This is a genomic window from Microbulbifer mixtoriginis (SeqCode), assembly GCF_052466765.1.
Genome location: NZ_CP174289.1, coordinates 1,115,241 through 1,140,024, shown reverse-complemented (window position 1 = coordinate 1,140,024; position 24,784 = coordinate 1,115,241). Strand labels below are relative to the sequence as shown.

At 49.1% G+C, this 24,784-nt stretch carries 21 protein-coding genes; 10 read left to right on the top strand and 11 right to left on the bottom strand.

Translation table 11 applies throughout. From position 1 onward, the window contains the following. Window positions 1-14 precede the first annotated feature (14 nt). From ACJJIV_RS05025 to purM, 6 genes are all read right to left on the bottom strand, one after another. A complete protein-coding gene (locus ACJJIV_RS05025) occupies window positions 15-1,334 on the bottom strand; it encodes a YlbE family protein (protein WP_444890973.1) in 1,320 nt (439 codons plus the stop codon). Window positions 1,335-1,336: 2 nt separating this feature from the next. Further along, the gene (locus ACJJIV_RS05020; RefSeq protein ID WP_444890972.1) at window positions 1,337-2,110 is read right to left on the bottom strand and encodes a type IV pili methyl-accepting chemotaxis transducer N-terminal domain-containing protein; all 774 of its coding nucleotides are present in this window, start codon (window positions 2,108-2,110) and stop codon (window positions 1,337-1,339) included. A 462-nt stretch (window positions 2,111-2,572) separates the two neighbouring features. Continuing rightward, window positions 2,573-3,949 carry an OmpP1/FadL family transporter gene (locus ACJJIV_RS05015; protein WP_444890971.1) on the bottom strand — a complete coding sequence of 459 codons (1,377 nt, stop codon included), beginning with the start codon at window positions 3,947-3,949 and terminating at the stop codon, window positions 2,573-2,575. Window positions 3,950-4,196: 247 nt separating this feature from the next. Further along, on the bottom strand, window positions 4,197-4,901 hold the full coding sequence (locus tag ACJJIV_RS05010; RefSeq protein ID WP_444890970.1) for a DUF3108 domain-containing protein: 705 nt from the start codon (window positions 4,899-4,901) through the stop codon (window positions 4,197-4,199). 93 nt (window positions 4,902-4,994) lie between these two features. Further along, on the bottom strand, window positions 4,995-5,648 hold the full coding sequence (gene purN, locus ACJJIV_RS05005) for a phosphoribosylglycinamide formyltransferase (RefSeq protein ID WP_444890969.1): 654 nt from the start codon (window positions 5,646-5,648) through the stop codon (window positions 4,995-4,997). Further along, window positions 5,648-6,709 carry a phosphoribosylformylglycinamidine cyclo-ligase gene (purM, locus tag ACJJIV_RS05000; RefSeq protein ID WP_444890968.1) on the bottom strand — a complete coding sequence of 354 codons (1,062 nt, stop codon included), beginning with the start codon at window positions 6,707-6,709 and terminating at the stop codon, window positions 5,648-5,650. Before purM ends, purN begins: the two co-directional genes overlap by 1 nt. A 276-nt stretch (window positions 6,710-6,985) precedes the next feature. Here purM and ACJJIV_RS04995 point away from each other — a divergent pair, with 276 nt between their 5' ends. The 4 genes from ACJJIV_RS04995 to ACJJIV_RS04980 all read left to right on the top strand — a co-directional run bounded on the left by ACJJIV_RS04995 (window position 6,986) and on the right by ACJJIV_RS04980 (window position 11,965). After that, on the top strand, window positions 6,986-8,083 hold the full coding sequence (locus tag ACJJIV_RS04995; protein ID WP_444890967.1) for a DUF2066 domain-containing protein: 1,098 nt from the start codon (window positions 6,986-6,988) through the stop codon (window positions 8,081-8,083). A gap of 1 nt (window position 8,084) precedes the next feature. Continuing rightward, complete coding sequence (gene hda / locus ACJJIV_RS04990; RefSeq protein ID WP_252085029.1) at window positions 8,085-8,798, top strand: DnaA regulatory inactivator Hda; 714 nt, start codon at window positions 8,085-8,087, stop codon at window positions 8,796-8,798. Window positions 8,799-9,076: 278 nt separating this feature from the next. After that, on the top strand, window positions 9,077-10,012 hold the full coding sequence (locus tag ACJJIV_RS04985) for a universal stress protein (protein ID WP_252085030.1): 936 nt from the start codon (window positions 9,077-9,079) through the stop codon (window positions 10,010-10,012). 135 nt (window positions 10,013-10,147) lie between these two features. Further along, a complete protein-coding gene (locus ACJJIV_RS04980; RefSeq protein ID WP_252085031.1) occupies window positions 10,148-11,965 on the top strand; it encodes a DUF885 domain-containing protein in 1,818 nt (605 codons plus the stop codon). 85 nt (window positions 11,966-12,050) lie between these two features. Here ACJJIV_RS04980 and ACJJIV_RS04975 read toward each other — a convergent pair whose 3' ends face one another. Both ACJJIV_RS04975 and sodB read right to left on the bottom strand, forming a co-directional pair. Beyond that, the gene (locus tag ACJJIV_RS04975) at window positions 12,051-13,928 is read right to left on the bottom strand and encodes a DUF885 domain-containing protein (protein ID WP_444890966.1); all 1,878 of its coding nucleotides are present in this window, start codon (window positions 13,926-13,928) and stop codon (window positions 12,051-12,053) included. A 234-nt stretch (window positions 13,929-14,162) separates the two neighbouring features. Continuing rightward, on the bottom strand, window positions 14,163-14,744 hold the full coding sequence (gene sodB / locus ACJJIV_RS04970) for a superoxide dismutase [Fe] (RefSeq protein WP_252085033.1): 582 nt from the start codon (window positions 14,742-14,744) through the stop codon (window positions 14,163-14,165). Between the two features lie 330 nt (window positions 14,745-15,074). On the opposite strand from sodB, the gene ACJJIV_RS04965 reads away from it, so the two are divergent. Then, complete coding sequence (locus ACJJIV_RS04965; protein ID WP_444890965.1) at window positions 15,075-15,830, top strand: Clp protease/crotonase-like domain-containing protein; 756 nt, start codon at window positions 15,075-15,077, stop codon at window positions 15,828-15,830. Window positions 15,831-15,971: 141 nt separating this feature from the next. Beyond that, window positions 15,972-17,480, top strand: coding sequence for a fumarate hydratase (locus ACJJIV_RS04960; RefSeq protein ID WP_444890964.1), 1,509 nt, complete (start codon window positions 15,972-15,974; stop codon window positions 17,478-17,480). Between the two features lie 185 nt (window positions 17,481-17,665). Here ACJJIV_RS04960 and ACJJIV_RS04955 read toward each other — a convergent pair whose 3' ends face one another. Continuing rightward, window positions 17,666-18,583, bottom strand: coding sequence for a LysR substrate-binding domain-containing protein (locus tag ACJJIV_RS04955; protein WP_252085036.1), 918 nt, complete (start codon window positions 18,581-18,583; stop codon window positions 17,666-17,668). A 212-nt stretch (window positions 18,584-18,795) separates the two neighbouring features. Here ACJJIV_RS04955 and ACJJIV_RS04950 point away from each other — a divergent pair, with 212 nt between their 5' ends. Continuing rightward, window positions 18,796-19,482 carry a sterol desaturase family protein gene (locus ACJJIV_RS04950; protein WP_444890963.1) on the top strand — a complete coding sequence of 229 codons (687 nt, stop codon included), beginning with the start codon at window positions 18,796-18,798 and terminating at the stop codon, window positions 19,480-19,482. Between the two features lie 20 nt (window positions 19,483-19,502). On the opposite strand, the gene ACJJIV_RS04945 is transcribed toward ACJJIV_RS04950, so the two are convergent. Further along, a complete protein-coding gene (locus tag ACJJIV_RS04945; protein ID WP_444890962.1) occupies window positions 19,503-21,326 on the bottom strand; it encodes a DUF885 domain-containing protein in 1,824 nt (607 codons plus the stop codon). Window positions 21,327-21,590: 264 nt separating this feature from the next. Here ACJJIV_RS04945 and ACJJIV_RS04940 point away from each other — a divergent pair, with 264 nt between their 5' ends. The 3 genes from ACJJIV_RS04940 (at window position 21,591) to ACJJIV_RS04930 (ending at window position 23,044) form a co-directional block, all read left to right on the top strand. Further along, window positions 21,591-21,935, top strand: a complete 345-nt coding sequence (locus tag ACJJIV_RS04940) for a 4a-hydroxytetrahydrobiopterin dehydratase (protein ID WP_252085039.1) — start codon at window positions 21,591-21,593, stop codon at window positions 21,933-21,935. A 196-nt stretch (window positions 21,936-22,131) separates the two neighbouring features. Beyond that, window positions 22,132-22,599 carry an OsmC family protein gene (locus tag ACJJIV_RS04935; protein WP_444890961.1) on the top strand — a complete coding sequence of 156 codons (468 nt, stop codon included), beginning with the start codon at window positions 22,132-22,134 and terminating at the stop codon, window positions 22,597-22,599. A gap of 49 nt (window positions 22,600-22,648) precedes the next feature. Further along, complete coding sequence (locus tag ACJJIV_RS04930) at window positions 22,649-23,044, top strand: GNAT family N-acetyltransferase (RefSeq protein WP_444890960.1); 396 nt, start codon at window positions 22,649-22,651, stop codon at window positions 23,042-23,044. Window positions 23,045-23,163: 119 nt separating this feature from the next. Here the strand turns inward: ACJJIV_RS04930 and ACJJIV_RS04925 are convergent, their stop codons facing one another. Further along, the gene (locus ACJJIV_RS04925) at window positions 23,164-24,228 is read right to left on the bottom strand and encodes a bile salt hydrolase (RefSeq protein WP_444890959.1); all 1,065 of its coding nucleotides are present in this window, start codon (window positions 24,226-24,228) and stop codon (window positions 23,164-23,166) included. Window positions 24,229-24,784 lie beyond the last annotated feature (556 nt).

Below are 24,784 nucleotides of genomic sequence, written 5' to 3'. Positions count from 1 at the left end.
TTGTTTAAAAAATGTCAGGACTGCATTTGAGTTAAGGGGACTTCAATTTCAGAAAACTCTACAGCGGCTTTAATAAAAGCCTCCATTGGAGGGTGAAGTGATCCAGTACCGGCCATATAGCGATTCATATTTTTGTGAGCCAGGCCGGAGTTGATTGTTGGGGTTGTATTGGTCTTGACGATCTTTAATAGGTCGAACCCGAGTGGTGGCCCCCGATCATCAATACCTGGAGTTAGGAATGAGTCACTCTCTGAGTGTGCAATGCTATACATCTTGAGTGTGTTGTCGATCGTATCCAGGTTTGAACCGGATAGCGATTTCACGGTACCACCAAGCCCTACGGTTTCGGTTATTGCGCTGTCACCCATATCGCGGTTGACATCAGCAGGCGTAATTCCGGGCATCAAAAAACCGCGTCCAACACCGGCCAAGCCGGTAAACCATTTTTCACCGAGTCCTGATATCTTGATGCCGAACTCGGTACCATTACGCGCCATGGTTGTGATAATACTGCTATGTGGTATGCCATTACCCGCATCTGCAATTGCTTTACAGGTGGCCATAATGGCGTTCAGGGAAAATGATTCATCTTGGTAAATCTGTGAGGCAATTTTCTCTATCCACTCTTTTTTAGGGCTGGCCTTGATAACACCAGGGAGGAGAATTCTGGAGAATATTAAAGTGGCAGCATTGGTCATTACATGGCAGTCATCGCCCATAAGTAGGCTTCTGCCGATGATTGGCAGGAAGTCAATCCCATCGACATCGGCAATGGCTTGATTGAGAACTGGGGCCACATTGTTCTCAACCCAGTGGAGGTAATCGATAGCGCTTTTTTCGTAAACGCCAAAGCGAATGGAGCTTCCACGAAAATCACCTCTGTCATCACTGAGGTTGGAGTAAGTTCTATAGCCAGAGAGTTGGTCCTCAACAATATACACTGACATTGAAGAGGTAATAATGCCGGCCATTGGTCCTACGGCATTGTGATCATGGCAGGGCTCTAAATCCACCTCCCCTTTTTTCATCATCTCTATGGCGGCTTCTTTGTTTTTTGCGAGCCCTTCAAATAGGAGGCCGGCAATAATTGCCCCCTTTAAAGGGCCAGAGGCCTGGTTCCATGTGATTGGTGGGCCGGCGTGTAAAATCAGATTTTTGCGCATGCCGGGTATATGATCCCCAGCTTTGCCAATCCCGATTAATATCGGCACGGACTGCTTCATACGTTTTATAGTTTCGTCATTAGCTTGTTGATTTAGGCCTCGGAATTTTGGCGTTGCCAGCTTTTCCAGAAGCTCCTCCATACTGGGCCTAAATTCAACATCTGTTTTCATGGCTATTCTCTTGAGTCCAGCAAGCTGGCATATTGCTTGGTAACGACATCCATATCGCGCAGCATCAAGTCTGTAGTACCGGTAATTACTTGAATCTGACGCTGTTCAGATAGTTTCATTTCCCCTTCAAAGCCTCGGCTGGCATAGTTGAGATGATCTTTGGCTTTGAGAAGGTTACTGCTGATTTCAGGGGTGTTGAGTGTGCTCTCCAAAAGGCGGGTTAGGCGACTGGAGTACTCTGTAAGGTCTTGTTGTAGCCCTTGATCCGCTTCAGCTGGTGAGATTTTCCAAAGTTTAGCAGCATAATTCTTGCAAATTCTTTGAGAAAGCATTCGCTGCCGACCGGCAATATTGATTAGTTCGGCAGAGTTGTGATTGGCGAGCTGCTGTAATTTAACCACGTAGCTGTGTGTTTCTGTTAATAGTTTATTGCTGCGCAGGAATAAGTCGGTTGCTCCTTCCCTGGTTACCGGTTGCAGACTGAGTTGCTTAAAGGGTTGCCATTCGCTCTGTACTTTTTTTAGCTGATCTTTGATTTTTTCTGCAGCTGGGAACGTATTGAGTTTCTGATTGTTACGCTCGAATTCCTGCACTGACCGTTTCAATACTTTCTGGTGGCGTTGTGCTTCGGGTTGTATACCGTTTAGGATAAATGCTTGCGTGATTCTTTGAGATAGCATTCGTTGACGCCCTGCTATATTAATTGCCTCTCCCATGGATAATGCTGCAACATCAAGACTTGCTATTAATAGGATAAATACCGCGGTTAACTTCATGTTTTGCTCTTTTGGTTTGACTTTTTAAGTTTGAGGTTTTGGGCCTGCCTGCTGGTTTTTCTGCTGCCCCATTTCAGAATTATTAGTGAGAGGGTTACCTTTCTGTTTTAGGGGCACTGTTGTTGCTCACTGTGGCATGTTACAAAAATTATCTAGAAAGCTGGTGTTCGCAATAAAATCATTTTGTTTTCTTTTAAGTGAGTGTTAATAATTTGTATGTTTTCAAAAATGAATCGATTTTCGATGTTGTGTTGTTTTTCTTAATTGTTGAGGAGGCTATATAACAAATTACTTTCGATAGATATCTAACCACTAATTCTTAATATTGCTATTAAGTGGTATTGATACTGAGGGGGGTGAGGTGTTGGTGGGTTTGGGGGCGCTAGGGTGAGAGGTCGATAGGAGAATTAAAAAAGGCCCTACCGGAGTAGAGCCTTTTATTTGCCGAGAAGGCGAAACTACTTAAAAGCTGTAGTTTATACCTGCACTGAATAGCCAGGCCTCGGTCTTGGTGGTGCCGCCATCGTAGTAGGCAACAAGTGTCCCAAGGTTCGATGCTTCCTGAATAAGCTCATCATCGCCCCAAAGATAGGCGAGGCCGGCATCTACACTCAGTCGGTCATTGTGTGTATAGGTGCCACCTATAGTCAGCCATTGGCGGTCGGTATCGGGAATGGACAGGGTGCGCCAGGTGATCGGCAGATCCAGGCCGGTTTCTTCTTTGATTGTTTCTTCTTCGTGGCGGTTGAAGCCGTCACGGGCTGCGCCTTCGTCATGGGCGTAGCCAAAGCGTACAGTTACTCTGTCATTAAAGAAGTATTCGGCGGCAAGGCTGTAGCGTGATCCATCTTGGAAGTTTTCCTCTTTAAGTTGAAGAGGGTTGAAACCTTCTCCGCCAGAAGGGATAAAAGCCTCTAGACGTTCGAAGCGGCTCCAGTGGGTCCACATATAGCCGAATGCAATGGCCCAATTATTCTCGAATCGGTGGTACAGCCCAAGCTCTAGTGTATCTGGTAGGTTCAGAGTTAGATTGCCGCTGGCATCGTCAAATGGGGCGTCTTCAGGTGTGACATCTGAATTGACATCACCCTTTAGCTTAGGGTCGTATATGGCATGGTAAGAAATACCCGCATGGGTGTTATCATCAATGCGCCACAGGGCACCAACGCTCCAGCTCACATCCCAGCCATCACCTTTCACATCAAGAATCTCGGCCCCGGCTAAAGTCGGGTTTAGCTCAAAATCACTTGGGAATGTTGTGCGCAGTTCCGCTTCGGCATAGAGGAAGTTGATAGATGCGCCAATGCTAAATGTATCATTAATATCATAGGCGACAGACGGCTGGATATTAAGGGTCAGCAAGTTGGTCTTGTTGGCGATAATGCTCCCGGGGAAGTCGTCGGGAAAGTCAGTTTCCAAGCCAAAGTCTGTATACATGGCCAAGCCCCAGGACCAATCATCGTTGATTGGTGCTGCTAAATAGCCATTGGGGATAAAGGCACTGGTTGCGTAGTCGTTGGCGTCAGCAATAACGGTTCCCGCATTGATAAACGTGTTGGGAGCAACTTGGGCGTAATAGGTTACATCACCGGTTACATCAATGCCGGGATCAACGTAGGTGATACCGCCAGTCAAAGTATAAGTATCGAACAGTGCAGAACCAGCCGGGTTGCGGGCTAGGATGGAGGCATTATCACCGATAGTGTTTTCGGCGGCGAAGGCGCGGCCAAGGCCGGATGCGCTGGTTTCTTGTAGGTAGAAGCCCGCGGCCATAGCGCCTTGGGAAACGGAGCCGATTGCTGCGGCTAAAACTGCATGTCGCAGGTATTTCTTATTCATGAGAGCCCATCTCTAAGTCTGCTGATTACTGAAAACCATAAGTAGCATTGGAAATGCTGAGATATGGAGGGAAGGCAATTAGATTTATATAGATACCTTCCATTTTCGTAGCAAATCCCTCGCTTTTAAACAGGTAAGGCAACAAGGAATTGCCTGTGCAAGGGAAAGGAGTCACTTTATAAAGAGAAAGGAGGCAAAAATCCATCGAATGTGAATTTTTTTTTTGCCTCTGTAAAAAAATGGTAATTTATTGGCCTGCACCGACACTTTTGCCATTGATAGATAGCTTTTTCAAGGTTATTTGGTACTTTTTGCCATTCTCTTCGCGCTGCACCAGCTTCACCAAGGCGTAGTTCCATTGAGGCGCAATCCAGACGGTCGTCTCTCTTTCTGAGTCCGCATCTCTAACTCGGCGTACCTTTATTGCTTCTACTTTCCCCATTGGTGTTTTTATTACTTCGGAGCCCTCTTTGGCGAAAGTGTACTTGCGAATCTTCTTACCGTCGGCGACCTCATACTGGAGATTTTCTTTGCCTGCGGCGACATCCAGTGTTAGCTGCATTTGATAGCTCAACTTATCCAGGATGTTTGGCGATACGTTTTCCATATCCCGTTCTGGGTTGGAGACGTTGAACACCATGCCTTTGTCGGGTTCGAAGCTGAGAATTGTACCGCGATCGCGGCCGAGTCCTTTGCGGCGATACTCATAGTGGTAGGGGGTAATATTGCCGTCCTGGCTGATAAAGCGGGAATATTCTTTAATACTGGCAAAAAGCGCAAAGGTATTAAAGTCCAGCCGCCAACTCCCTTCTTGCCCAGTAAGCTCACGAGTGGCTGTAACACTAATGCCGTTGTACCTTGCGGTATAAGTCGCCTTAAAGGGTTCCAATTGGCTGGCGAGAGATTGAGTGGAGAGAAAGAGAAAAAACAGAGAGGAGATAAAAATGCGCACGACAGAGCCTCGCAAAATCTGAACCTCTTTGAATACTAGCTGGCGCGACCCGCAAAGTACATTGCAATGCTGATCCCGCCAGCTTGGCTTTGCTTAACTATCGATTCTGGCGCCACTAAGAGGTAGAAGCTCGCCGTCCAGTTGCGAGCGGTCCGCCAGCATTTTTAGGCGCCCCTGGGCAAACCAGGTAACAGCCATGGGGTAAATGACGTGTTCCTGTACCTGAACCCGCTTTGCCAAAGATTCGGGAGTGTCCCCTTCCTTTATAGGTACGGCGGCTTGAACGATGGGTGGTCCGCCATCGAGCTCTTCGGTGACAAAATGAACGGTAACACCGTGCTCACTATCACCGGCTTCCAGAGCACGCTGATGGGTATGGAGCCCTTGATATTTTGGCAGTAAAGAGGGGTGAATATTGAGCAGGCGACCTCTGTAGTGGCGAACAAACTCGGGAGTGAGGATACGCATAAACCCGGCCAGGACAACCAAATCCGGCTGATGGCTGTCGATTTCTGCGATTAGCGCCTGGTCGAAGCTTTCTCTGCCGGAGAAGTTGCGATGGTCGACCACTGATGTGGGGACTCCGGCCTCGGTGGCGCGCTTGAGGCCGAAGGCCTCGGGCTTATTGCTGATTACTGTGCAGACGGAAAAGTCTGCCCCGGCATTTGCCGAGGCATCCAGGAGCGCCTGCAAGTTGCTGCCGCTACCGGAAATCAGCACGGCAACTTTGCATACTCCCTGTGACATTACAGGCCCGCCAGCTCTACGGCATCTGCGCCTGCCACAGCATCTTCGATTTTGCCCACGACGAAGGCGTCTTCACCTGCTTGCTTCAGGGTTTGCAGTGCTTGGTCGGCTTGTTCCGCAGGTACGCAAATTACCATACCGACACCACAGTTGAAGGTGCGGTACATTTCGCGGGCGTCGATGTTGCCTGCCTGTTGGAGCCAGCGGAACACTTCGGGCATCTCCCAGCTAGTGACGTCTACACGAGCAAGACAGCCTTCTGGGAGTACGCGGGGCAGGTTTTCCAGAAGGCCGCCGCCGGTGATGTGGCTGAGGGCATTTACCTGGACGCTCTTCATCAGTTGAAGCAGATTCTTAACATAGATGCGGGTGGGGGCCATCAATGCCTTGGCCAGCGTTTCGCTACCGCATTCCTGTTGTAAATCGGCGCCACTGACTTCGAGTACCTTTCGGATTAAAGAGTAGCCATTGGAATGGGGGCCGCTGGAAGCGAGTCCAATGAGCACATCACCACTCTTTACTTTTTTGCCATCAATAATCTCGGATTTCTCAACGACCCCGGTGCAGAAACCGGCCAGATCGTAGTCGTCGCCTTCATACATGCCGGGCATTTCGGCGGTTTCGCCACCGACCAGGGCACAGCCTGCCAACTCACAGCCTTTACCAATACCGGAGACAACCTCAGCGGCGATATCCACATTCAGCTTGCCAGTGGCATAGTAGTCGAGGAAGAAAAGTGGTTCGGCACCTGCTACCACCAAGTCATTGACACACATAGCAACCAGGTCGATACCAATGGTGTCGTGGATGCCCAGGTCCATCGCCAGGCGTAATTTGGTACCCACGCCATCGGTGCCGGAAACCAAGACTGGCTCTTTATAGCCGCTGGGGAGTTGGCAGAGAGCGCCAAAACCGCCCAGGCCTCCCATGACTTCCGGGCGGGAAGTGCGCTTGGCGACATGCTTGATACGCTCTACCAGGGCGTTACCTGCGTCGATATCGACACCGGCGTCTTTATAAGAGAGGGATGTTTCAGCGGATTGCGGCTTGGAATCGCTCATGATTCTTCCTGCAGTGGGTCTTCGAAGGGCGCGTATTCTAGCCGGGTCTTGGTCCGGTAGCCACGCCCAGTGGGCATCTCAATGAAGGAATCTGGTATTTATCTTCAGTTAAACGGCTAGAAACCCTCTAATAGTGAGAACTCGGGGCTGAGAGAAGTCGCTGACGCTGATACAATAGCCCCAATTTTTATCCCAGCCGTGGATTTTGGCGTCTTGCGCAATAACAACGATTTCGTGCAAGCTCACGGGTTGGAATGAGGTTTGGAGAAGAATCCTATGCACAAGCTGCTCCGGCAGGGATTGGTGTTGCAGTTTTTGGTCCTGTTGTTCGGTGCCCTAATTCTGCCAGTCCAGGCTCGAGTTATCTCGGACCTGTATGAAGTGGTCGAGGCTGTACCGAGCCGTGGGGCTACTGACCGCGCAAGTGCTGGCAGCCGGGGGCTGGAGCGGATATTTATGCGTGTCACCGGAGACGCAGCAATTGGCAGTAATCCAAATTTGCAGCCTATCCTGAAGAAAGCCCAGCATTTCCTAGAAGGTTACCGCTACACCAGCGAAGATAACCAGCTCTACCTTCATCTCTCTTTTGATCCCCAAGCTATTTCCAGGCAAGTCCATCAGTTGGGTTTGCCGATGTGGCCCAATAATCGCCCCGGCACTCTGGTGTGGCTGGCTGTGGATACCCTAAAGGAAGGGCGCAGTATCCTCAGGGAAGAAGATGCCCCGGAGCTCTTTTCGGTATTGGACGCTATGGCTGTGGAGCGCGGTGTGCCATTGGATTTCCCGGTGATGGACCTCAATGATCAGCACAATATGCCTCTTGGTGACCTTTGGGCTCAGAGTGAACAGGCCGCAGAGCGCGCTGGTTTACGCTACAGGCCGGATGCCACTTTGATGGGGCGCTTGCTTCAGGCGTCGGGACGCCGCTGGCAGGCTGATTGGTTATTACTGCACGGTGGTCGCAGTTATGCCTTTGATAGCAATGGTGGCTCTTTGGAAGAGGTTGCACTGCGCGGTGTTAATCAGATGGCTAACTTGCTTGCCCAACGCTATGCAGTGCGCCCCGGTATTGAGGATGCCCAACAGGGCTCAATTTTTGTGGAGTTATCTGGCGTGGATAGCTTTGCCGATTACGCAGAGGCCTCGGCCTATTTACAGGGACTGGCGCAGGTGAGCAGTGCAAATCTCCTTTCTGTGGAGGGAGATCGGATGCGCTTGGCATTGAGTGCCACCGTAGGCCTACGCAATTTGCGCGATACCCTGGCGTTAAATCATAAGTTGCGAGCACATGGGGACGAGGATGCCATTGAGTTGAATGGGCACCGTGCACCTTTGGGCAGCGCTGATAATCCGTTGCGCTATCGTTGGGATTGAGATGAGTATTCCGCAACAGTTGCCGCTGGGAGTATCCCTGCGAGACGATGCTACCTTCGATAACTTTTATCTGTCGGAGTCGGACCCCAACCGCCAAGTTGTAGCTCTGCTGCAGTCATTTGCCAGTGGGCAAAATCCCGAAGCGGTGATTTACATCTGGGGGGATGCAGGAAGTGGTGTTAGCCACTTGCTGCAATCTGCTTGTCAGAGTGCCGAGGCCAATGGTCGTAGTTTCCAATATATTCCTATGGCTGAATTGATGGCCATGGACCCGGTTGTACTGCTCGACGGCCTCGAGCAGTTGGATCTGGTGTGTATTGATGACCTGCACTTGTTAGAGGGGCAGCCCGAGTGGCAGACGGCGATGTTCCATTTATACAACCGGGTCAGAGACAGCGGTAGGCAGTTATTATTAGGGGCGCGAAAATCTCCGCGGGGGATGGATATCTCCTTGGCTGATTTGTTGTCGCGCCTGCAGTGGTCGCTGGTATTCCAGTTACAGCCAATGAATGATCGCGACAAAGTGGCTGCCTTGCGCAGGCGTAGCCGCCTGCGCGGCTTCGATCTGCCTGAAGATGTGGCGCAATACATTTTGCACCGCGCGCCTAGGGATACTCGCGCACTGTTCCTGCTGTTAGAGCAGTTAGATAGGGCCTCCCTGATGGCACAGCGTAAAATTACCATCCCCTTTGTAAAGCAGGTGCTGGATATCTAGGGTATCCAATTTGCCCCTAAGCCTAACTCATTAGTTGACCTAGGAGACTGTCAAAGAGTTCTGGGTCATCTGCCGCCGCCCCTTCTATAATCCCCCCCTTTTTGCTTCCTCTTTTGTTCCCAGGTTTGTATTCAATCTGGTGGTGACTAGAGCTGCACTTCTATTCTTCTTCTGTGAATTGGCTTTCATCGACCATATTAAATGGTGGTGGCCGCAGGGGCTGCATGGTGGTCTCCGTCTGCTTTTACCTCCAATGCCCACAGTTTGAGGAAATTGTTATGCCGAATATTCATAAAGTCCTCTATGTGAGCCATGCTGCTGAAGATGAGTCCAGTGGGTTGTTACAGGCTTTTGCCATAGCCCGCAATAATCATGCGGAAATTAAGGTGCTGTTGGTTTGCCCAGCAGTACCGGCGGGGTTTGAGGACTTTAGTAGCTTCTGTGTTAAGGCAATGCTGGAACGTGTAAATGAAGGAATTGCCGCAGCTCGAGAGCGTATGAAGCTGTCGAAAGAGCAGGTGAATATAGAGATCGAATCTGACTGCGGTCCACGCCCTGCAGAGAGAGTTATTCGCCGCGTACTTAGCGAAGGTTACGATCTGGTAATTAAAAATGTGGAGGGGCTGAGCCAGCTCAAGGGCTTCAAAGCCATTGATATGGAGTTATTACGCAAGTGCCCCTGCCCAGTGTGGCTGTGTCGTCCCATAGAGCGTGCGCACACTGAGATAAGGGTGGCCGTGGCGATTGATCCCGAGTGTGATGAGGGGAGTACTTACGATCTGGCGATCCGCTTACTACGTTGGGCGCGGGTGTTGGCGGATAGTTGTAACGGTATTTTACACGTTGTTTCCTGCTGGGATTATGACGTTGATGAGTTCTTGCGTCGTCACTTCCCTATCAGCGCCTCTGAAGAGGAGCTGGACCAGGCTACAGAAGCGGCTCGAGCTCAACACCGCTCAAAATTGGATGTACTTATTCGGGCTGCGGGTATCGGCGGGGATATTCAAGTTCACCATGTCATTGCTCACCCAGATAGCTATATTCCCCTGCTGATCGATGAGGAGGGGCTGGATCTCCTCATCATGGGTACTGTGGGTCGTGCGGGTATACCCGGTTTTATTATGGGAAACACTGCCGAGAATATTCTGCAAAAGGTGAGTTGCTCTCTGCTTGCGTTAAAGCCCAGTGATTTTGTTTCTCCCATCAAGATATAGCACTTAATATGGGCATGCGGTGTGTCGGCAGTATAGTTTTTTCTATGACCTAGCTGGCCATGGCTCACTCAGGGTAGGGCCGTCATGGGGCGGAGAGGAGTTAGAACCGCAATATCTATATTAGGAGAATAAAAAATGATTAAAACGTTGGCCAAATGGCTTGGCGGTATTTTGTTATTGGGGGTTGCGGCGGTTTCTGTTGTTGCGGTCAACGCGATCTATTTTAAACCCTGGTCAATAGATGTGTACTTTGAGCGGGCCTTTTTCAAGCTCGGCAGTACCAGTCCAGAAATTCTCTCCCAGTTGCGATTGCTCGAGCAGTTTGGAATCGATGGACACAATGCCCATCTTGATGACGCTTCTGAGGCTGAACAGCAGCGCCAGATGCAGATGATTAAGGATGAGCTTGCCGTTCTGCAGGAGTACGATCGTGCAGGTATGGATGGCCAGCAAGCGATCTCTTACGATGTATTTGCCTACTTTCTTGGCAATATGGTGGAGGGGGAGCGCTGGAAACACCACAATTATCCGCTTAACCAAATGTTTGGAGTGCAAAACAGCCTGCCGGAGTTTCTTGCGGAAGTGCACCAGATTCATAATGTCAAAGAAGCAGATTATTACCTTTCCCGCCTGAGTGAGGTTGACCGCAAATTTTCACAGGTGCTTGATGGCCTAAAAATCCGTGAGCAAAAAAACATCCTGCCTCCCCGCTTTGTTATCGACAGCGTGCTGGAAGAGATGCAAGAGTTTATAGCGGTACCGGCCCATGAGAATATTCTTTATACCTCCCTTGAAGAACGCCTAAATAAAGTTGAAGGTCTGGCAGATGGGGAGCGGGTGCGTATCCTCGCTCAGGGAGAGGCCTTGATTGATGCAGAAGTATATCCTGCATATAAGAATCTGATTGCTTACTATCGTGAGTTACAGCCCAAGGTTTTCGAAAATAATGGTGTTTGGGCGCTTCCTGATGGGGAGGCGTTTTACGCGTACCAGGTTCGTAGCCACACCACAACGAATTTGTCCCCCGAGGAGTTGCACCAAGTTGGTATTGAAGAGGTGGCAAGAATAGAGGGGGAGATGAATCGTATTTTCTCTTCAGTTGGGCAAGATAGCGGCAGTATCAGCGCCCGCTTTTCTGTGATTAACAATGATCCCCAGTTTTTATACGAAGATTCGGATGAAGGGCGCGAGCGCATAGTTGCCGACTACCAAGCGATGATCGATGAGATTAATGCTGGGCTAGGAGATTATTTCGATGTGAAGCCGGCGATGGGGGTTGAAGTACGGCGGGTACCAGAATTTAAAGAGCAGGGCGCACCGGGGGCTTACTACAACCCTCCGGCTATGGATGGCTCCCGTCCGGGGGTTTTCTATGCAAACCTGCGTGATGTTCATGAAACCAAGAAATTTGGTATGCGCACGCTGGCCTATCACGAAGCGGTTCCCGGCCACCACTTCCAGTTGGCGATTGCTCAGGAGCTAGAGGGTGTGCCCACTTTCCGCAAATTGGGTTTGTTTACGGCTTACGCTGAGGGGTGGGCACTTTATTCTGAGCAGGTTGCCAAGGAAGCGGGCTTTCAGGAAAACCCCTACGATGATCTTGGCCGTTTGCAGGCCGAGATGTTCCGTGCGGTGCGTTTGGTGGTGGATACTGGTATGCACTACAAGCGCTGGAGTCGCGAAGAAGCCATCGAATATATGGTGGAAAAAACTGGCATGACCGAAACCGAAGTGACCACAGAAATCGAGCGTTATCTGGTAATGCCTGGGCAGGCACTGGCCTACAAGGCTGGAATGTTAAAAATTCTGCAGTTGCGTGATCGGGCCCAGGCGGAGCTGGGCGAGGCGTTTGATATTCGCCAGTTCCACAATGTGGTGCTGACCAATGGGGCCTTGCCATTGGCAATCTTGGAGCGCCAAGTGGATGACTGGATTGCAATTAAAAAAGGATAAGGTAGTTTTTAACTCCTTTAGATAGTTGCAAAAAAGGCCACTCTGAGAGTGGCCTTTTTTATTGGGTGCTATTTACCCGGTGAAGTTAGCTCTTAGCTTTAACGCTTGCAACCCAGCCGTCTACCAGTTCTTCGAGAACATTTAGAGGTACCGCACCGTTAGCTAAAATGGTGTCGTGGAAGCCGCGCACATCAAATTTATCACCCAGCTCGGCTTTGGCTTTCTCTCGCAGCTCAATAATTTTCAGCATACCGATTTTGTAAGCCGTCGCCTGACCAGGCAACACAATGTAACGCTCGATGGCTTTAACCACATCGCCTTTCGGGTTTGGTGTATTTTCAACCAGATAATCGATAGCCTGTTCGCGAGTCCACTTTTTGGCATGAAGTCCGGTGTCTACTACCAGGCGACCTGCACGCCACAGCTCCATTGCCAGGCGGCCAAAGTCTGAGTAGGGGTCTTCATAGAAGCCCAGCTCTTTCGGTACTAACTCTGAATAGAGGCCCCAGCCTTCGGTGTAGGCGGTGTAACCGCCGTACTTACGGAATTTGGGGATATCCTGAAGCTCTTGTGCGATAGAGAGCTGCATATGGTGACCGGGGATGCCCTCGTGGTAAGCCAGTGCTTCCATTTGGTAAGTGGGCATATCTTCCATGTTATACAGGTTGGCGTAGTAAATACCTGGGCGCGAGCCATCGGGCGCCGGGCGCTGATAGAAAGCTTTACCTGCGGATTTTTCGCGGAAAGGTTCCACAGCTCGTACATCCAGGTCGGCTTTGGGCTTAGTGATAAACAGCTCGTCCAGGCGGCCCTTCATAGTGTCGATAATGGCGGTAGCCTTCTCCAGGTATTCCGCTTTACCTTCCTCAGAAGTGGGGTAGTAGAACTGCTTGTCGGTACGCATGAACTCGAAGAATTCTTGCAGGTTACCCTCAAACTTCACTTTGCGCATAATCTCGCGCATTTCATCGTGAATCCGCGCAACTTCCTTGAGGCCAGTCTGGTGGATCTCATCGGCTGTCATATCGGTGGTGGTGTATACACCGAGGCGGAACTTGTAGAAGTCATCACCGTTGGCCAGCTTCCAGGCGCCGTCATCGGTAGTGGCTTTCTTTTCCAGTTCCTGTAAGTAGCTGATCAGTTTTTTGTACGCTGGGCCAGCGCTCTCTTGCAGGGCGGTGCTGGCTTTATCGATCAGCGCTTTTTTCTGTTCGGCGCTGATTTCCAGCTTTTCGACTTTACCTTTGAAGTCAGCAAAAAGCGGACTGTCTTTCTCACCTTCAAAAGGTGCGCCGCTGATCAGGTTTTGTGAGTCGCTGATCACATAGGGGAAGACAAACTTCGGCACAATAGTACCGGCCTTGGCGTTGGCTTTCAGGTTCTCTTCCAGTTGGGCAAAGTATTGGGGCATGCCGTTCAGTCGGGCGATGTAAGCCTCGGCATCACTCACTGCATCGATACGATGCTGGCTGATCAGCAGGGATGCCGCACTGGTATGGGTGGCATACATCTGGTTAACCGGGTAGTAGTGGTTACGCCACTTGTAGCCTTCAATGTCTTGCTCAAGATTGCGCTTGGCAAGACGCAGGCTCAGGCGAGTGGCTTCATCCAAAGTATTGGGGTCAACCTTATTAAGCTCGGCGAGCTGGCGCTTGTTAATTTCCAGTGTTTCTTTGGCGAATTCTGGGGAGAGATTATCCCACTTATCGTAATCTTCTTTTTTGCCCAGGAAGGTTTTGAACTCCGGACTGCGAGACAGATGCTCCTGGAAGAAGTCCTCGAACATCTGGTTTACCTGCTTGATGGCCTCTTGGCTCACCTTGGCAGTGCTGTCTTGAATGGACTTGCTTTCCGCGGTGACGGAGGCAGCATTCTGCTGTGTAGCTTCGGGGGCGCCGCGGTCACAGCCACTGATAACCAGCGCGCTAATGGCAGCTGCGATCAGGGTTGGTTTCAACTTCATAAGCATATTCCCAGTGTTCGGATAATCATTGCTATATTGTGCCACTTGGGTGGCATTCTTTAGGTTTTTGAGCTAATTCTGGCCGCGCTTAACGTGGCGAGAACAGCGCACTCCAGAGGGTATTGTGCGCACTAGATGGGTCTTTGACTAGGGGCAGTATTCTGGAGCCATGTCCGGAGTGATTTCCTCCCATAAAAAAAGCGGGCAGTGCCCGCTTTTTAGGTAATTCCGCGATTAGGCGAAATTCTGGTTTACAAATTCCCAGTTCACCAGCGCCCAGAAAGCTTCCATGTACTTAGGACGCAGGTTGCGGTAATCGATGTAGTAAGCGTGTTCCCATACGTCGCAGGTCAGCAGTGGGGTAACGCCTTCATCAGTCAACGGAGTGGCTGCGTTGGAAGTGTTTACGATAGCCACTGAACCATCGGCTTTTTTCACCAGCCAGGTCCAGCCAGAGCCAAAGTTGTTTACCGCGCTGGTGGTGAACTCTTCCTTGAACTTGTCAAAGCTGCCGAATGCTGCGGTGATAGCTTCTGCAACAGCGCCAGTGGCTTCGCCGCCGCCGTTGGGGCTCAGGCAGTTCCAGTAGAAAGTGTGGTTCCATACTTGTGCGGCATTGTTAAATACGCCACCGGAAGAGGATTTGATCACTTCTTCCAGGGATTTATCGGCGTCAGCAGTGCCTTCCAGCAGACCATTCAGCTTGTCAACGTAAGTCTTGTGGTGTTTACCGTAGTGGTACTCCAGAGTCTCTTCAGAGATATGGGGGGCCAGGGCATTCATCGCGTAGGGGAGTTCGGGCAATTCGAAAGCCATGGTGTCTTCCTTCCTTTGTTTAGGGTTATTGGTGAGAGCATTCTACACGCGCCGTATGCCAGAATTAAGCCGGCGCAGTAGAATAGGGGATTTTGGGACGTTTTCCTCGAACTCAAGGGGTGGTGTTTGATGACACCAATGTTTTGCTGTCGTCTATTCTTACTTGTGGCCGATTACTTTTTCGTCAATTTTTGGTATAACTGCCGCATAATTCGACGAATCTGTCCCGGCTTGATTGTCTCTAAGTAATGAATTTAGCGGTGCCGGGCGGGACAATCCCGAACTGACCAGTACCGAACCCACCAGATTAGTTACCGGGTGTATTGATACATGCAACGTAGAGAGCCCACACTGGACGGCAGCGCCGCCATCGAACCCGCACTGGAGCCCAGCTCTCCTGAGCGCAGCGAGCAGGCCCAGGAACCACAAGTGATCGTTGAGGAGCGCCGCGGTGGCTTCTCCTTCCTAGGCCTCTGTGCCTTGGTCTTAGCCATGGGGGGACTTGCTGCTTCTGGTTTCCTCTACCAGCAGTGGCAGGAAAGCCGTACCCAGCTGGTCAACGCGGAGCATCGCATAGCCGATGCCGAGAACCGGATTGCTGAGCTGGAGAAGCGCTTTAGTCTCTCCGATGAGGAGTCTACAGCTTCCGTTGAGGTGCTGAGCGCCAAGGCCAAGGAGAACTCCTCCGAGATCCGCAAGCTTTGGGGGGTGGCTTACGATACCAACCGCAAGAGTATTGCAGCCAATAAGGCCGCAAACGAAGCTAACAAGAAACAAGTTGCTTCACTCAACAGTAAGCTCGGTAGTCTCGATGCCAGTGTGAAAAAGATTGCTGCGGTTGAATCTGCCCTGGCGGAATTGCGTAAAGGCAGTATCGAGAGCAAGCGTGAGATGACCGACAAAATTTCACGCCTGGAGCGTCAGCTGGCCTCTGTGCGCAGTGATCTGACTATGCGTGTCGGAGCCAATGAAGAGGCAGTGGAGTCTATTGATGCCTACCGTCGCTCGGTGAACAAAGATCTGGTACAACTGCGCGATGCGATTCGCTCTCTGCAGTCCAGTGAGCCTACAGCCTCCTCAATGTAGTTTTTCAGGGGCTAGAAAAGGCGAACCTTGGGTTCGCCTTTTTTATTGCCTGTGGAAAATTTATCGCCATTTTAATAACAGGCCAATAACCCTACATTTCGTGTAGAATCGCCGGCCTTGAGACGTTAATCGGAGTTGGGCATGACCACTATCCGCCAGGATGATCTGATCGACAGCGTTGCTGATGCGCTGCAATTTATCTCTTACTACCACCCACAGGACTTCATTCAGGCCCTGAACAAGGCTTATGAGAAAGAGGTCAACCCGGCGGCCAAAGACGCCATGGCTCAGATCCTGATCAATTCACGGATGTGTGCCGAGGGCCACCGCCCTATCTGCCAGGATACCGGCATTGTCACCGTGAAGTTGAAAGTGGGTATGAATGTGCGTTGGGAAGCGGACATGAGCGTTACCGACATGGTCAACGAAGGTGTGCGCCGCGCTTATCAAAATGCCAGCAACGTGTTGCGCGCCTCTATTCTTGCCGACCCAGATGGCGCCCGTAAGAATACCGGCGATAACACTCCGGCAGTGATTCATTATGAAATCGTTCCTGGTGAAACTGTGGAAGTGTATGTGGCAGCCAAAGGTGGTGGCAGTGAAGCCAAAACCAAATTTGCCATGCTCAACCCCTCTGATTCTGTAGTGGATTGGGTTCTGAAGATGGTGCCTCAGATGGGGGCGGGCTGGTGTCCGCCGGGCATGCTGGGTATTGGCATTGGCGGTACTGCTGAGAAAGCTATGTTGCTGGCCAAAGAATCCCTGCTCGACCCTATCGATATCCAGGAGTTGCAGGAGCGCGGTGCTTCCAACCGTGCCGAAGAGTTGCGCCTGGAACTATACGATTCCGTCAACAAGCTGGGTATTGGTGCCCAGGGCCTGGGTGGCTTGACCACTGTCTTGGACGTGAAAGTGAAGGATTATCCCACTCACGCAGCAAATAAGGCCGTAGCAATTATTCCCAACTGTGCCGCCACTCGTCATACCCACTTCACTCTTGATGGCTCTGGCCCCGCGCGCCAGACTCCGCCGAAGCTGGAAGACTGGCCGGAAATTACTCGAGAAGCTGGCAGCAATACTCGCCGTGTCAACCTGGATGCCGTTACTGCAGAGGATGTACAGAGCTGGCAGCCTGGTGAAACCTTGCTGCTGAATGGCAAGATGCTTACTGGTCGCGACGCCGCTCACAAGAAAATGGTGGATATCCTAGCGAAAGGGGAGAAGCTGCCAGTGGACCTGACTGGCCGCTTTATCTATTACGTAGGGCCAGTAGATCCTGTGCGCGATGAAGTAGTTGGCCCCGCAGGCCCAACTACCGCCACCCGTATGGATAAATTTACGCGCACCATGCTCGAAGAGACCGGCCTGCAAGGGATGATCGGTAAGGCAGAGCGTGGCCCAATGGCAATTGAAGCGATTCGTGACAATAAAGCGGTGTACCTAATGGCTGTGGGTGGCGCTGCGTACTTGGTGGCTCAGGCGATTAAAGCCTCCAAGGTAATTGCCTTTCCGGAGCTGGGTATGGAAGCCATCTACGAGTTTGAGGTGGAGGACATGCCAGTAACCGTAGCAGTCGATAGCCAAGGTGAGTCTGTGCATACCACGGGACCATTGATCTGGAAAGCGAAAATTGAGGAGGGTATCGCCTAAGGGCTGCCCCAATTTAAATAAGCCGGGTCCGCGAGGTTCCCGGCTTTTTTGTCTTCAAGCTTTTCGGGGTGAAGTTTGGCGGGACTAGGTTGTCTTCTCAGCTAGTCACGGTAAAACAGGCATAGTAAAAGCCTAACCTGATGCCTCAATTAGATTCATTCTGGTACAGCCCACTCCAAAAGCCTCTACATCCCCAGCTCTGGGTAAAGCTGCAAAATGGTTTCTCTTAACCAGCGATGGGCGGGGTTGTTGGTTTGTGACTTATGCCAAATCAGCTGCAGGCTGACCTTGGGGAAATCCATAGGCAGCTCAATTGTACGAACAGGTAGTGCTCGGTAATGAGAGGACTTCATCATCCTTGCGGGTACAACGGCAATTAAATCGGTGGTGGCGACTATATGAGGAAAGGAGGAAAGGTGAGGGACACGCAGGCAAATATTGCGCTGCAATTTATTCGGTCTGGCCAGCCTCTCCATCGGTGAGCCTACGGGGTTTCCTCTCAGCAATGATATTTGTGGTATTGATTGAAAATCCGCCTCAGAGATGGATTTTCCTACCTTCTCATTATGCTCCCCTGCGATCACCACCAATTCTTCTTCGGCAATAATCAGGCTGCTGTAATTGGGAGATTCTAATGGTAAATAATCGATAATTAAGTCGACTTCACCATTGCTTACCATTCTGGAAGTCATCTCTGATTCGTCAGGTAATATTGTGAGCTTTATCCCTGGTGCATACTCTCGTAGCCAGGCGCTGAGTCCTGGAATCATAAGGGTTTCCACCACATCTGGTAGAACAATCGAAAAATCCCGTTCTGCCTCGCGATGTTCAAAGTCGAGCTGCCGGAAGCTTGATCTCACTGCCCCAAGAGCCGTGTGAATGGAAGGGTGTAGTGCCAGCGCACGCTCGGTAGGGCGTAGGCCTTTTGCGGTGCGGATAAAAAGTGCATCGTTATAGGTGGATCTCAAACGCTTTAAGGCAGCACTTACTGCAGGTTGGCTCATGTGTAGCTTTACTGCAGCCCTAGTCAGGTTGCGTTCGACCATCAGGGCATCAAATACAGGCAGTAAATTCAAGTCCATTGATCTGAGATGATTCGACATTATCAATCTCACAAATAATGCTGTTAATTATTATTTATTAGAATTCAATCATCCGCCTGATTATATTTCTGGTCAATCAAATTCTTAAATTTTCTAGTGCAAATGATGAGGGACACTCTGTACATCGCTATTAGATGGATGTAATCAAACTGCCGGGTTTTGATTGTTTATATAGTTTTACGGAATTCCAACGCTAATAAAAAGGAGCAAATATGTCGATCAATCACGATGCGGCCCCTTTCAGGGCTGGATACAGGGCGCGAGTGAAAGGCCGTTACCATGGATGGCTTCATCTAATGGGTATTCTAGCTATTGGTGCCGGAGTTTGTATCTTCTGCATGTTTCAATTGGATTTGTTAAAAACTTGGGAACTGTTAGTGATCCCCGCAGGGACTGTTATATATAATTTTTCTGAATACGCTAGTCACCGTTGGGCTGGTCATAAAAAGATTCGGATTGCAGGGCTGTTTTATCGCAGACATACCGGGGATCATCACAGTTTTTTCTCTCCACCCCTATTTTCTATTGACTCTACCAGAGACTGGAGAATAGTACTTTTCCCCACTTATTTAACTGCGACTCTTGCTTTAGTGATTGCGCCAATTTTAGGATACTTTTTCTCCATACTTTTTTCGATGAATGCTGGTTACCTCTTGATTGTGACTATGGTGGGAAATCATTTGGGTTATGAATTGTTGCACTTGGGATACCACCAGCCTCTAGATCATTGGTTCCATCGAGTTCCCGTTTTGCGTGAGTTGGCTCAATTGCATCGCATACATCATCAACGTAAGTGGATGAATAAATGTAATTTTAATTTGACTATCCCTCTGTTTGATCTTTTGCTGGGCACTTTTCACTGGAAATCTATTGGATCTTGTCAGAAGAGTGGGAGTTAGAGCTCTACAGAATGCTTGGTTCAAATAGAACCCGTCTTCTCCAGCTGGGTCAACATTAGTTCTCGAATAATCGGCACTGGCGCACTGCCAAAGCTTAGAAAGCTTTCATGGAATTTCTTTAAGTCGAATTTATCTCCGAGCTTATTCTTTACTTCTTCGCGTAAGGCAAGGATTTCTGTAAATCCGGCAAAATAGCTGGTGAGTTGAACCTGGCTGAGAGTTGCTCTACGCCACTTCCCCTCCGCCTCAGCCCGTTGTTGAAAAGCCCCATCAACCATTAAATTCATTGCTTCGGCTTCTGTCATCCCCTTGACTTGTACACCGTAATCCAAAATGGTGTTGGTAATCACGCGTAAATTCCACTTGTAGTACATCAGCCAGAGTTCCGGCGAAAAATCACCGTATCCAGCCTCCAGCATCATACGTTCGGCATAGACCGCCCAGCCTTCAATCATGGCGCTGTTACCAAAGATGGTTTTAATAATGCTCGGAGACTGGTTGGCATAAACCAACTGGGTATAGTGACCGGGGATGGCTTCGTGAATGTTCAATATTTGCAAAGTGTAATGGTTATATTCCCGCAGCAGGCTATTCGCTTGCTCGTCACTGTAATTCTCTATGGGCAACACATTGTAATAGGTATTGGCATCCTTATCGTAGGGACCAGGCGCATTGATAGAGGCAACAGCAAAGCCGCGTAGATAGGGGGGGGTAGTGCGTACTATTAGTGGCTTTTCTTTGTCCAGGTCGAGTAGATTGTGCTGTATGACAAAGTTTGCCAGCTGTGGTATTTGCTTTTCTATCACCTCTTTGAATGTATCTTTACTGGCATGATTAAGGGATAGTTTTTCGAGTAGGCGCCGGACCTTTTCCATTTGATTTGATGGTGACTGGGTATCGGGAAAATGTTTCGGCCAAAGTTGCTCGGTGAGCGCCGCCATTTTACTGTGGACCTGTTTTTTTTCTTCCAAAGCACGCAGGTAAAGGGCGCTGGCGCTGGTATCAATCTGAATATCAAAGCGGAATTTTTCTTCATATAGTTTTTCTCCAATACGGAAATCACGAAACCTTGCAGATTTTTCCAGGCTGGTTTGTAAATTTTTTAAAAAGTTTACATAGTCTTTTATCGCTTCACGGGAGGCGTGCAGACGTTGCCTGAATACTTCTTTTTCATCATCAAACATCTGGCTGCTTTCTACCAGGTTTTCTACCCTAGTTCCAAAAACTTCCAGGGCACCTTCGTTCTGTTGAATAGCCAACATTAATTGTGGCGCGGCGGGCCTACGGATAGCCTGTTTTGCGGCTTGGTAGTAATCGGGAACCAAGCGCATACGCGTATTGAAGGTGCGCAGTCGGTTCTTGAGGGGGGCGTACTCGGTATTTAAAATCAGGGCAAAAGGATGGGATACGTTATATATGGAAGGGTCCCACTGGTAGGATTTGAAGGTGGTATATTCCCACTGCAGGCGCTGTAGGAAATTCATAATAAGCGCCATATCGGTGAGGGAAGAAATACTGAGTAATTCACTATCCAGAGCGGCGAACTTGCGTTCATAAGTTTGAGCGAAGTCCAGTAGATAGGCGCGGAAGGCCTTGTCAGGCACTTGTAAATGTATGGCAGCCTCATAATAGCCTTCGCGGACTGCCCAGGAAGGAAACAGTTTCCACAGACCGTTAACGAACTGTTGGCTCAGCTGCTGAAAGGCCAGTTCCATCTCGGCACGCATTTCAATCATCGTTTCAACTTGAGGGGGCACTATGCGCTTCCTATCGGTACCTTGGGGGCCACAGGCACAAACAAGGGTGAGCGACGTCAAAATCAACAGTTTAAGAGGGGCTTTCATGGCGATCCTTGCCAAAAGGGGTTTATAAACGCTTGTATATCTGCTTAAAAATTATCATATCGGCCGGAGACCCTTGATCAGCCTGACAATGGTTGTTTACACCGTGAATTGATATCCAAGCATTTAGCACACTGTCCCATATTGGCGAGTGAAAACCGTAGATAATGCGTTTTTAACGTCTGCGCTTGTGTCGTGGAAGAGCCCCGGTTAGAGTGAGCCCCACGTGAAATAACCGATAATAAACAAGGTTTTGAGGATTTATTCATGACTGAGCTAGCCCAACAACAGTGTGAAGCCTGCCGCGCCGATGCCCCTCTCGTCAGCGATGACGAGCTGCCAGGATTGCTGCGCCAAATTCCCGATTGGACGCCAATGACCCGCGACGGCATTATGCAGCTGGAGCGCGTGTTCAAGTTTCGGAATTTCAAGCAGGCCTTGGCGTTTACTAACCGTGTAGGTGCCATCGCAGAAGAAGTGGGCCACCACCCGGCACTGCTTACCGAGTGGGGTAAGGTAACAGTGACCTGGTGGAGCCATGAGGCCAAGGGGTTGCACAAGAATGATTTTATTATGGCTGCGCGCACCGACCAGCAAGTAGATGCAGACTAAGCATCTCCCAAGGGCGCATCTAGCGCCCAATTTTCTGCCATCCCGCGTCATTTCTAAACTGAGGTTGCCCTAGAAGGAACCCTTCGGCTCTATTCACTCCGCTAAATACCTCCTGGTTCCGGAGTCGTGGAGTCGCTCGGTAGCCCCTGTAAATCAATAGTTGAAAGTGTGTGCCCTGGATAGAAGGAGAGAGATTTTGTCTGAGTATACTTCTACAGTGGTCTGGCAACGTGATGACCAGATTTTTACCGACAATCAATACAGCCGTGCTCATACTTGGCAGTTTGATGGCGGTTTGTCAGTTCCTGCCTCTTCATCTCCCCATATTGTCCCAATCCCCTACTCACACCCGGAAAATGTCGACCCAGAAGAAGCTTTCGTGGCGTCGCTATCTAGTTGTCATATGTTGTTTTTCCTTGCAATTGCCGCAAAAAGGGGGTTCGTCATTGATGAGTATCGCGATGAAGCGATAGGCGTGATGGATACAATAGAGGGGGGTAAGTTGGCCATGACTAAGGTCACCCTGAGGCCTTTGATCCGCTTTTCTGGCGAAAAGAAACCTAGTCGCGAGCAATTGGAAAAAATCCACCATATTTCCCACAAGCAGTGCTTTATTGCTAACTCCGTAAAAACGGAAGTGGTTACTGAGATTCGGGAGGTATAACTACTCATTGAAGTGAGTAGGTTTCATAAATACTGATGTAGACGGCAGTATGTTTAAAGTTATTGAAACTGTGGCTTCAGTTGAGGATTTTCTGCGCCTCAGGCAGATTAGTGGGCTATCCCCAAGAAGTCGGGAGGCTGCAGAAAAGGGGTTGCCAAATAGTCTCTATGGCATTCACATTCAAACTCGTTCAACCACCATTGCCATGGGGCGGGTGGTTGGTGATGGAGCCTTAAATTTTGAGATTGTGGATGTCGCTGTCGCCCCAATTTTTCAAGGTCGAGGGTTGGGAAGGGTTGTGATGGAACACATTATGTCTTATTTGGATCGTGAAGCGCTTCCTTCTGCTTATATAACCCTTATGGCGGATGTACCGGAACTGTACGAGAAGTTTGGCTTTAAGTTAAGCAGCCCTGAAAGTGAAGGGATGTACATGTTGAAGTAGATCTATTTCAAAGTATGTAAATTCTTGGCTGTGATTAAGGCCATATTGGGTATCGGGCAGAGTGTTTTATATTCAGCGATGCTTTTAGAGTAATTTGTACACCTTGTGTTTCTTTCTGTTCATTTTTTTAGTGGCTTAAATACATCCGTGATATCTCCAACCAATTTGGGGTTCTTTGGGTCGGCAACCCGCTTTCCTGTGCCCTTTGAAAAATCGATTCCATGTAAATCTACCCAAACAATATTTGGATTTTTAACCCAGTTGAAATAGTAAATTCGGCGGTTTAAATCAATCACCGAAAGCCACCAAGTGGGATAAGTAGCTGGTTCTTTAGTTCCTTCTTCCTGGCTGGGACGGCTATAAGGTGCGCCAAAAGGAACGGCCACAGTGCGGATTGCACTTAGGAGGTAAGAGACTGCCTGAATAGCATTGGCAGGTTTTGGTAGATTGTGTTGATAGTAAGATAATCTAACAAAACGGTCAGCGCCATCAATCCCTCCAGGAACAGATTTAAGCCCTCCAAAGCCTTGGTAAAAAGGCAGGTTTTGGAGCTGCCATCCATATGGTGGGTCATTTGTCATGACCGAAAATTTCTTACCGTGATGTACAACTAATTTACCATCGATTATTTCGAAGATAGCTGAATCACCACTTGGGTCCTCTATTGCCATATGTGCACCAAGTACTTCGCCACCAACTTTCACTGGCGATATGCGTATATTTTTCATCCCAATGACGGCATCTGCGACTGTAGCATGGTTATCGAGAATAAAACGCAGCCAGCGCATATAGGATACTCCTGGCGTATTATTTGGTTTGGCGTAGCGGGTTGCTCCAAGATATAAAATATGTGCTGTTAGACCTTTCTCGTTAATTCCGTCGGTAGCACCGCCATTATTTGAGAAGCCATATTGGCGGGCATAAGGAATAATACTTTGTACAACACTTCCATATTTTGAAGTCCATTTGGCGGGGTTATGGCCATCCTCACCAACCATCTTCATACCTCGAGGATTTATAAAAAGAATATCCTCAAAAGAATGTCCCCAATCCATTGATCTGGCGGCAAAAACACCTTGCTCAGTATTCCAGGTAACCCGGGAGCATGCATAGAGTATCGATGGCCAGGAAAATAGGAGCAACGTTATAATCAACGGCACTTTATTTGTAGCTGTTTTGATCACTTCTTGACCTGTATATTTAGGGTGATTAAAAGCATGCAGTTTAGTTGTCTTTTCTAAGAATATCTGTCTGTCTTGGCTTTAAGAGAGCCAATATTTAATACATGATAAGCTTGTAGATTCCAAATTTTTAAGGGGTTCTCTTGGGTTTCGTGAGGTCGGTCTTATCTATCTCTGCCGAAAGATAAAAGTTTCTGAGCAATGTGCTAGGAATTTATGTAGGTACGTGAGAGCTTATGGTTTTGAGCAATTTGTTGTAGGGTTGGCAAGTTGATATTACGTCGTCTTTAGGTGTAGTCATCATTTCCTTCTTAGGGGTTTTATTCTAAGTTGTTTATTTGTTAATTGTATTAAGTGGATTGCAAGAATTTCAAAAGATGCTGCGGTAAGTTCTCTAGATGCTTATTTTTTTGACTTGTCTAATTTTTATTCTTTCTAATGCTTTATTAATGGAGATGAACGACTGCGTGTGGGTAGGATAGCCACTGAATTATAAATCCATAAAAAATTAATGTTACAGCCCCAGTTCTTTGGCTGGAATATTTTTATCTTCTCATTA

Coding starts and splice junctions, on each gene's coding strand:
- ACJJIV_RS04985 (WP_252085030.1), top strand. CDS start 9,077: ATGCCGAATATTCATAAAGTCCTCTATGTGAGCCATGCTGCTGAAGAT.
- purM (WP_444890968.1), bottom strand. CDS start 6,709: ATGAGCGATTCCAAGCCGCAATCCGCTGAAACATCCCTCTCTTATAAA.
- ACJJIV_RS05025 (WP_444890973.1), bottom strand. CDS start 1,334: ATGAAAACAGATGTTGAATTTAGGCCCAGTATGGAGGAGCTTCTGGAA.
- ACJJIV_RS05015 (WP_444890971.1), bottom strand. CDS start 3,949: ATGAATAAGAAATACCTGCGACATGCAGTTTTAGCCGCAGCAATCGGC.
- ACJJIV_RS04980 (WP_252085031.1), top strand. CDS start 10,148: ATGATTAAAACGTTGGCCAAATGGCTTGGCGGTATTTTGTTATTGGGG.
- ACJJIV_RS04995 (WP_444890967.1), top strand. CDS start 6,986: ATGCACAAGCTGCTCCGGCAGGGATTGGTGTTGCAGTTTTTGGTCCTG.
- ACJJIV_RS04945 (WP_444890962.1), bottom strand. CDS start 21,326: ATGAAAGCCCCTCTTAAACTGTTGATTTTGACGTCGCTCACCCTTGTT.
- ACJJIV_RS04950 (WP_444890963.1), top strand. CDS start 18,796: ATGTCGATCAATCACGATGCGGCCCCTTTCAGGGCTGGATACAGGGCG.
- purN (WP_444890969.1), bottom strand. CDS start 5,648: ATGTCACAGGGAGTATGCAAAGTTGCCGTGCTGATTTCCGGTAGCGGC.
- ACJJIV_RS04975 (WP_444890966.1), bottom strand. CDS start 13,928: ATGAAGTTGAAACCAACCCTGATCGCAGCTGCCATTAGCGCGCTGGTT.
- ACJJIV_RS04955 (WP_252085036.1), bottom strand. CDS start 18,583: ATGTCGAATCATCTCAGATCAATGGACTTGAATTTACTGCCTGTATTT.
- ACJJIV_RS05020 (WP_444890972.1), bottom strand. CDS start 2,110: ATGAAGTTAACCGCGGTATTTATCCTATTAATAGCAAGTCTTGATGTT.
- sodB (WP_252085033.1), bottom strand. CDS start 14,744: ATGGCTTTCGAATTGCCCGAACTCCCCTACGCGATGAATGCCCTGGCC.
- ACJJIV_RS04930 (WP_444890960.1), top strand. CDS start 22,649: ATGTTTAAAGTTATTGAAACTGTGGCTTCAGTTGAGGATTTTCTGCGC.
- ACJJIV_RS04940 (WP_252085039.1), top strand. CDS start 21,591: ATGACTGAGCTAGCCCAACAACAGTGTGAAGCCTGCCGCGCCGATGCC.
- hda (WP_252085029.1), top strand. CDS start 8,085: ATGAGTATTCCGCAACAGTTGCCGCTGGGAGTATCCCTGCGAGACGAT.
- ACJJIV_RS04965 (WP_444890965.1), top strand. CDS start 15,075: ATGCAACGTAGAGAGCCCACACTGGACGGCAGCGCCGCCATCGAACCC.
- ACJJIV_RS04960 (WP_444890964.1), top strand. CDS start 15,972: ATGACCACTATCCGCCAGGATGATCTGATCGACAGCGTTGCTGATGCG.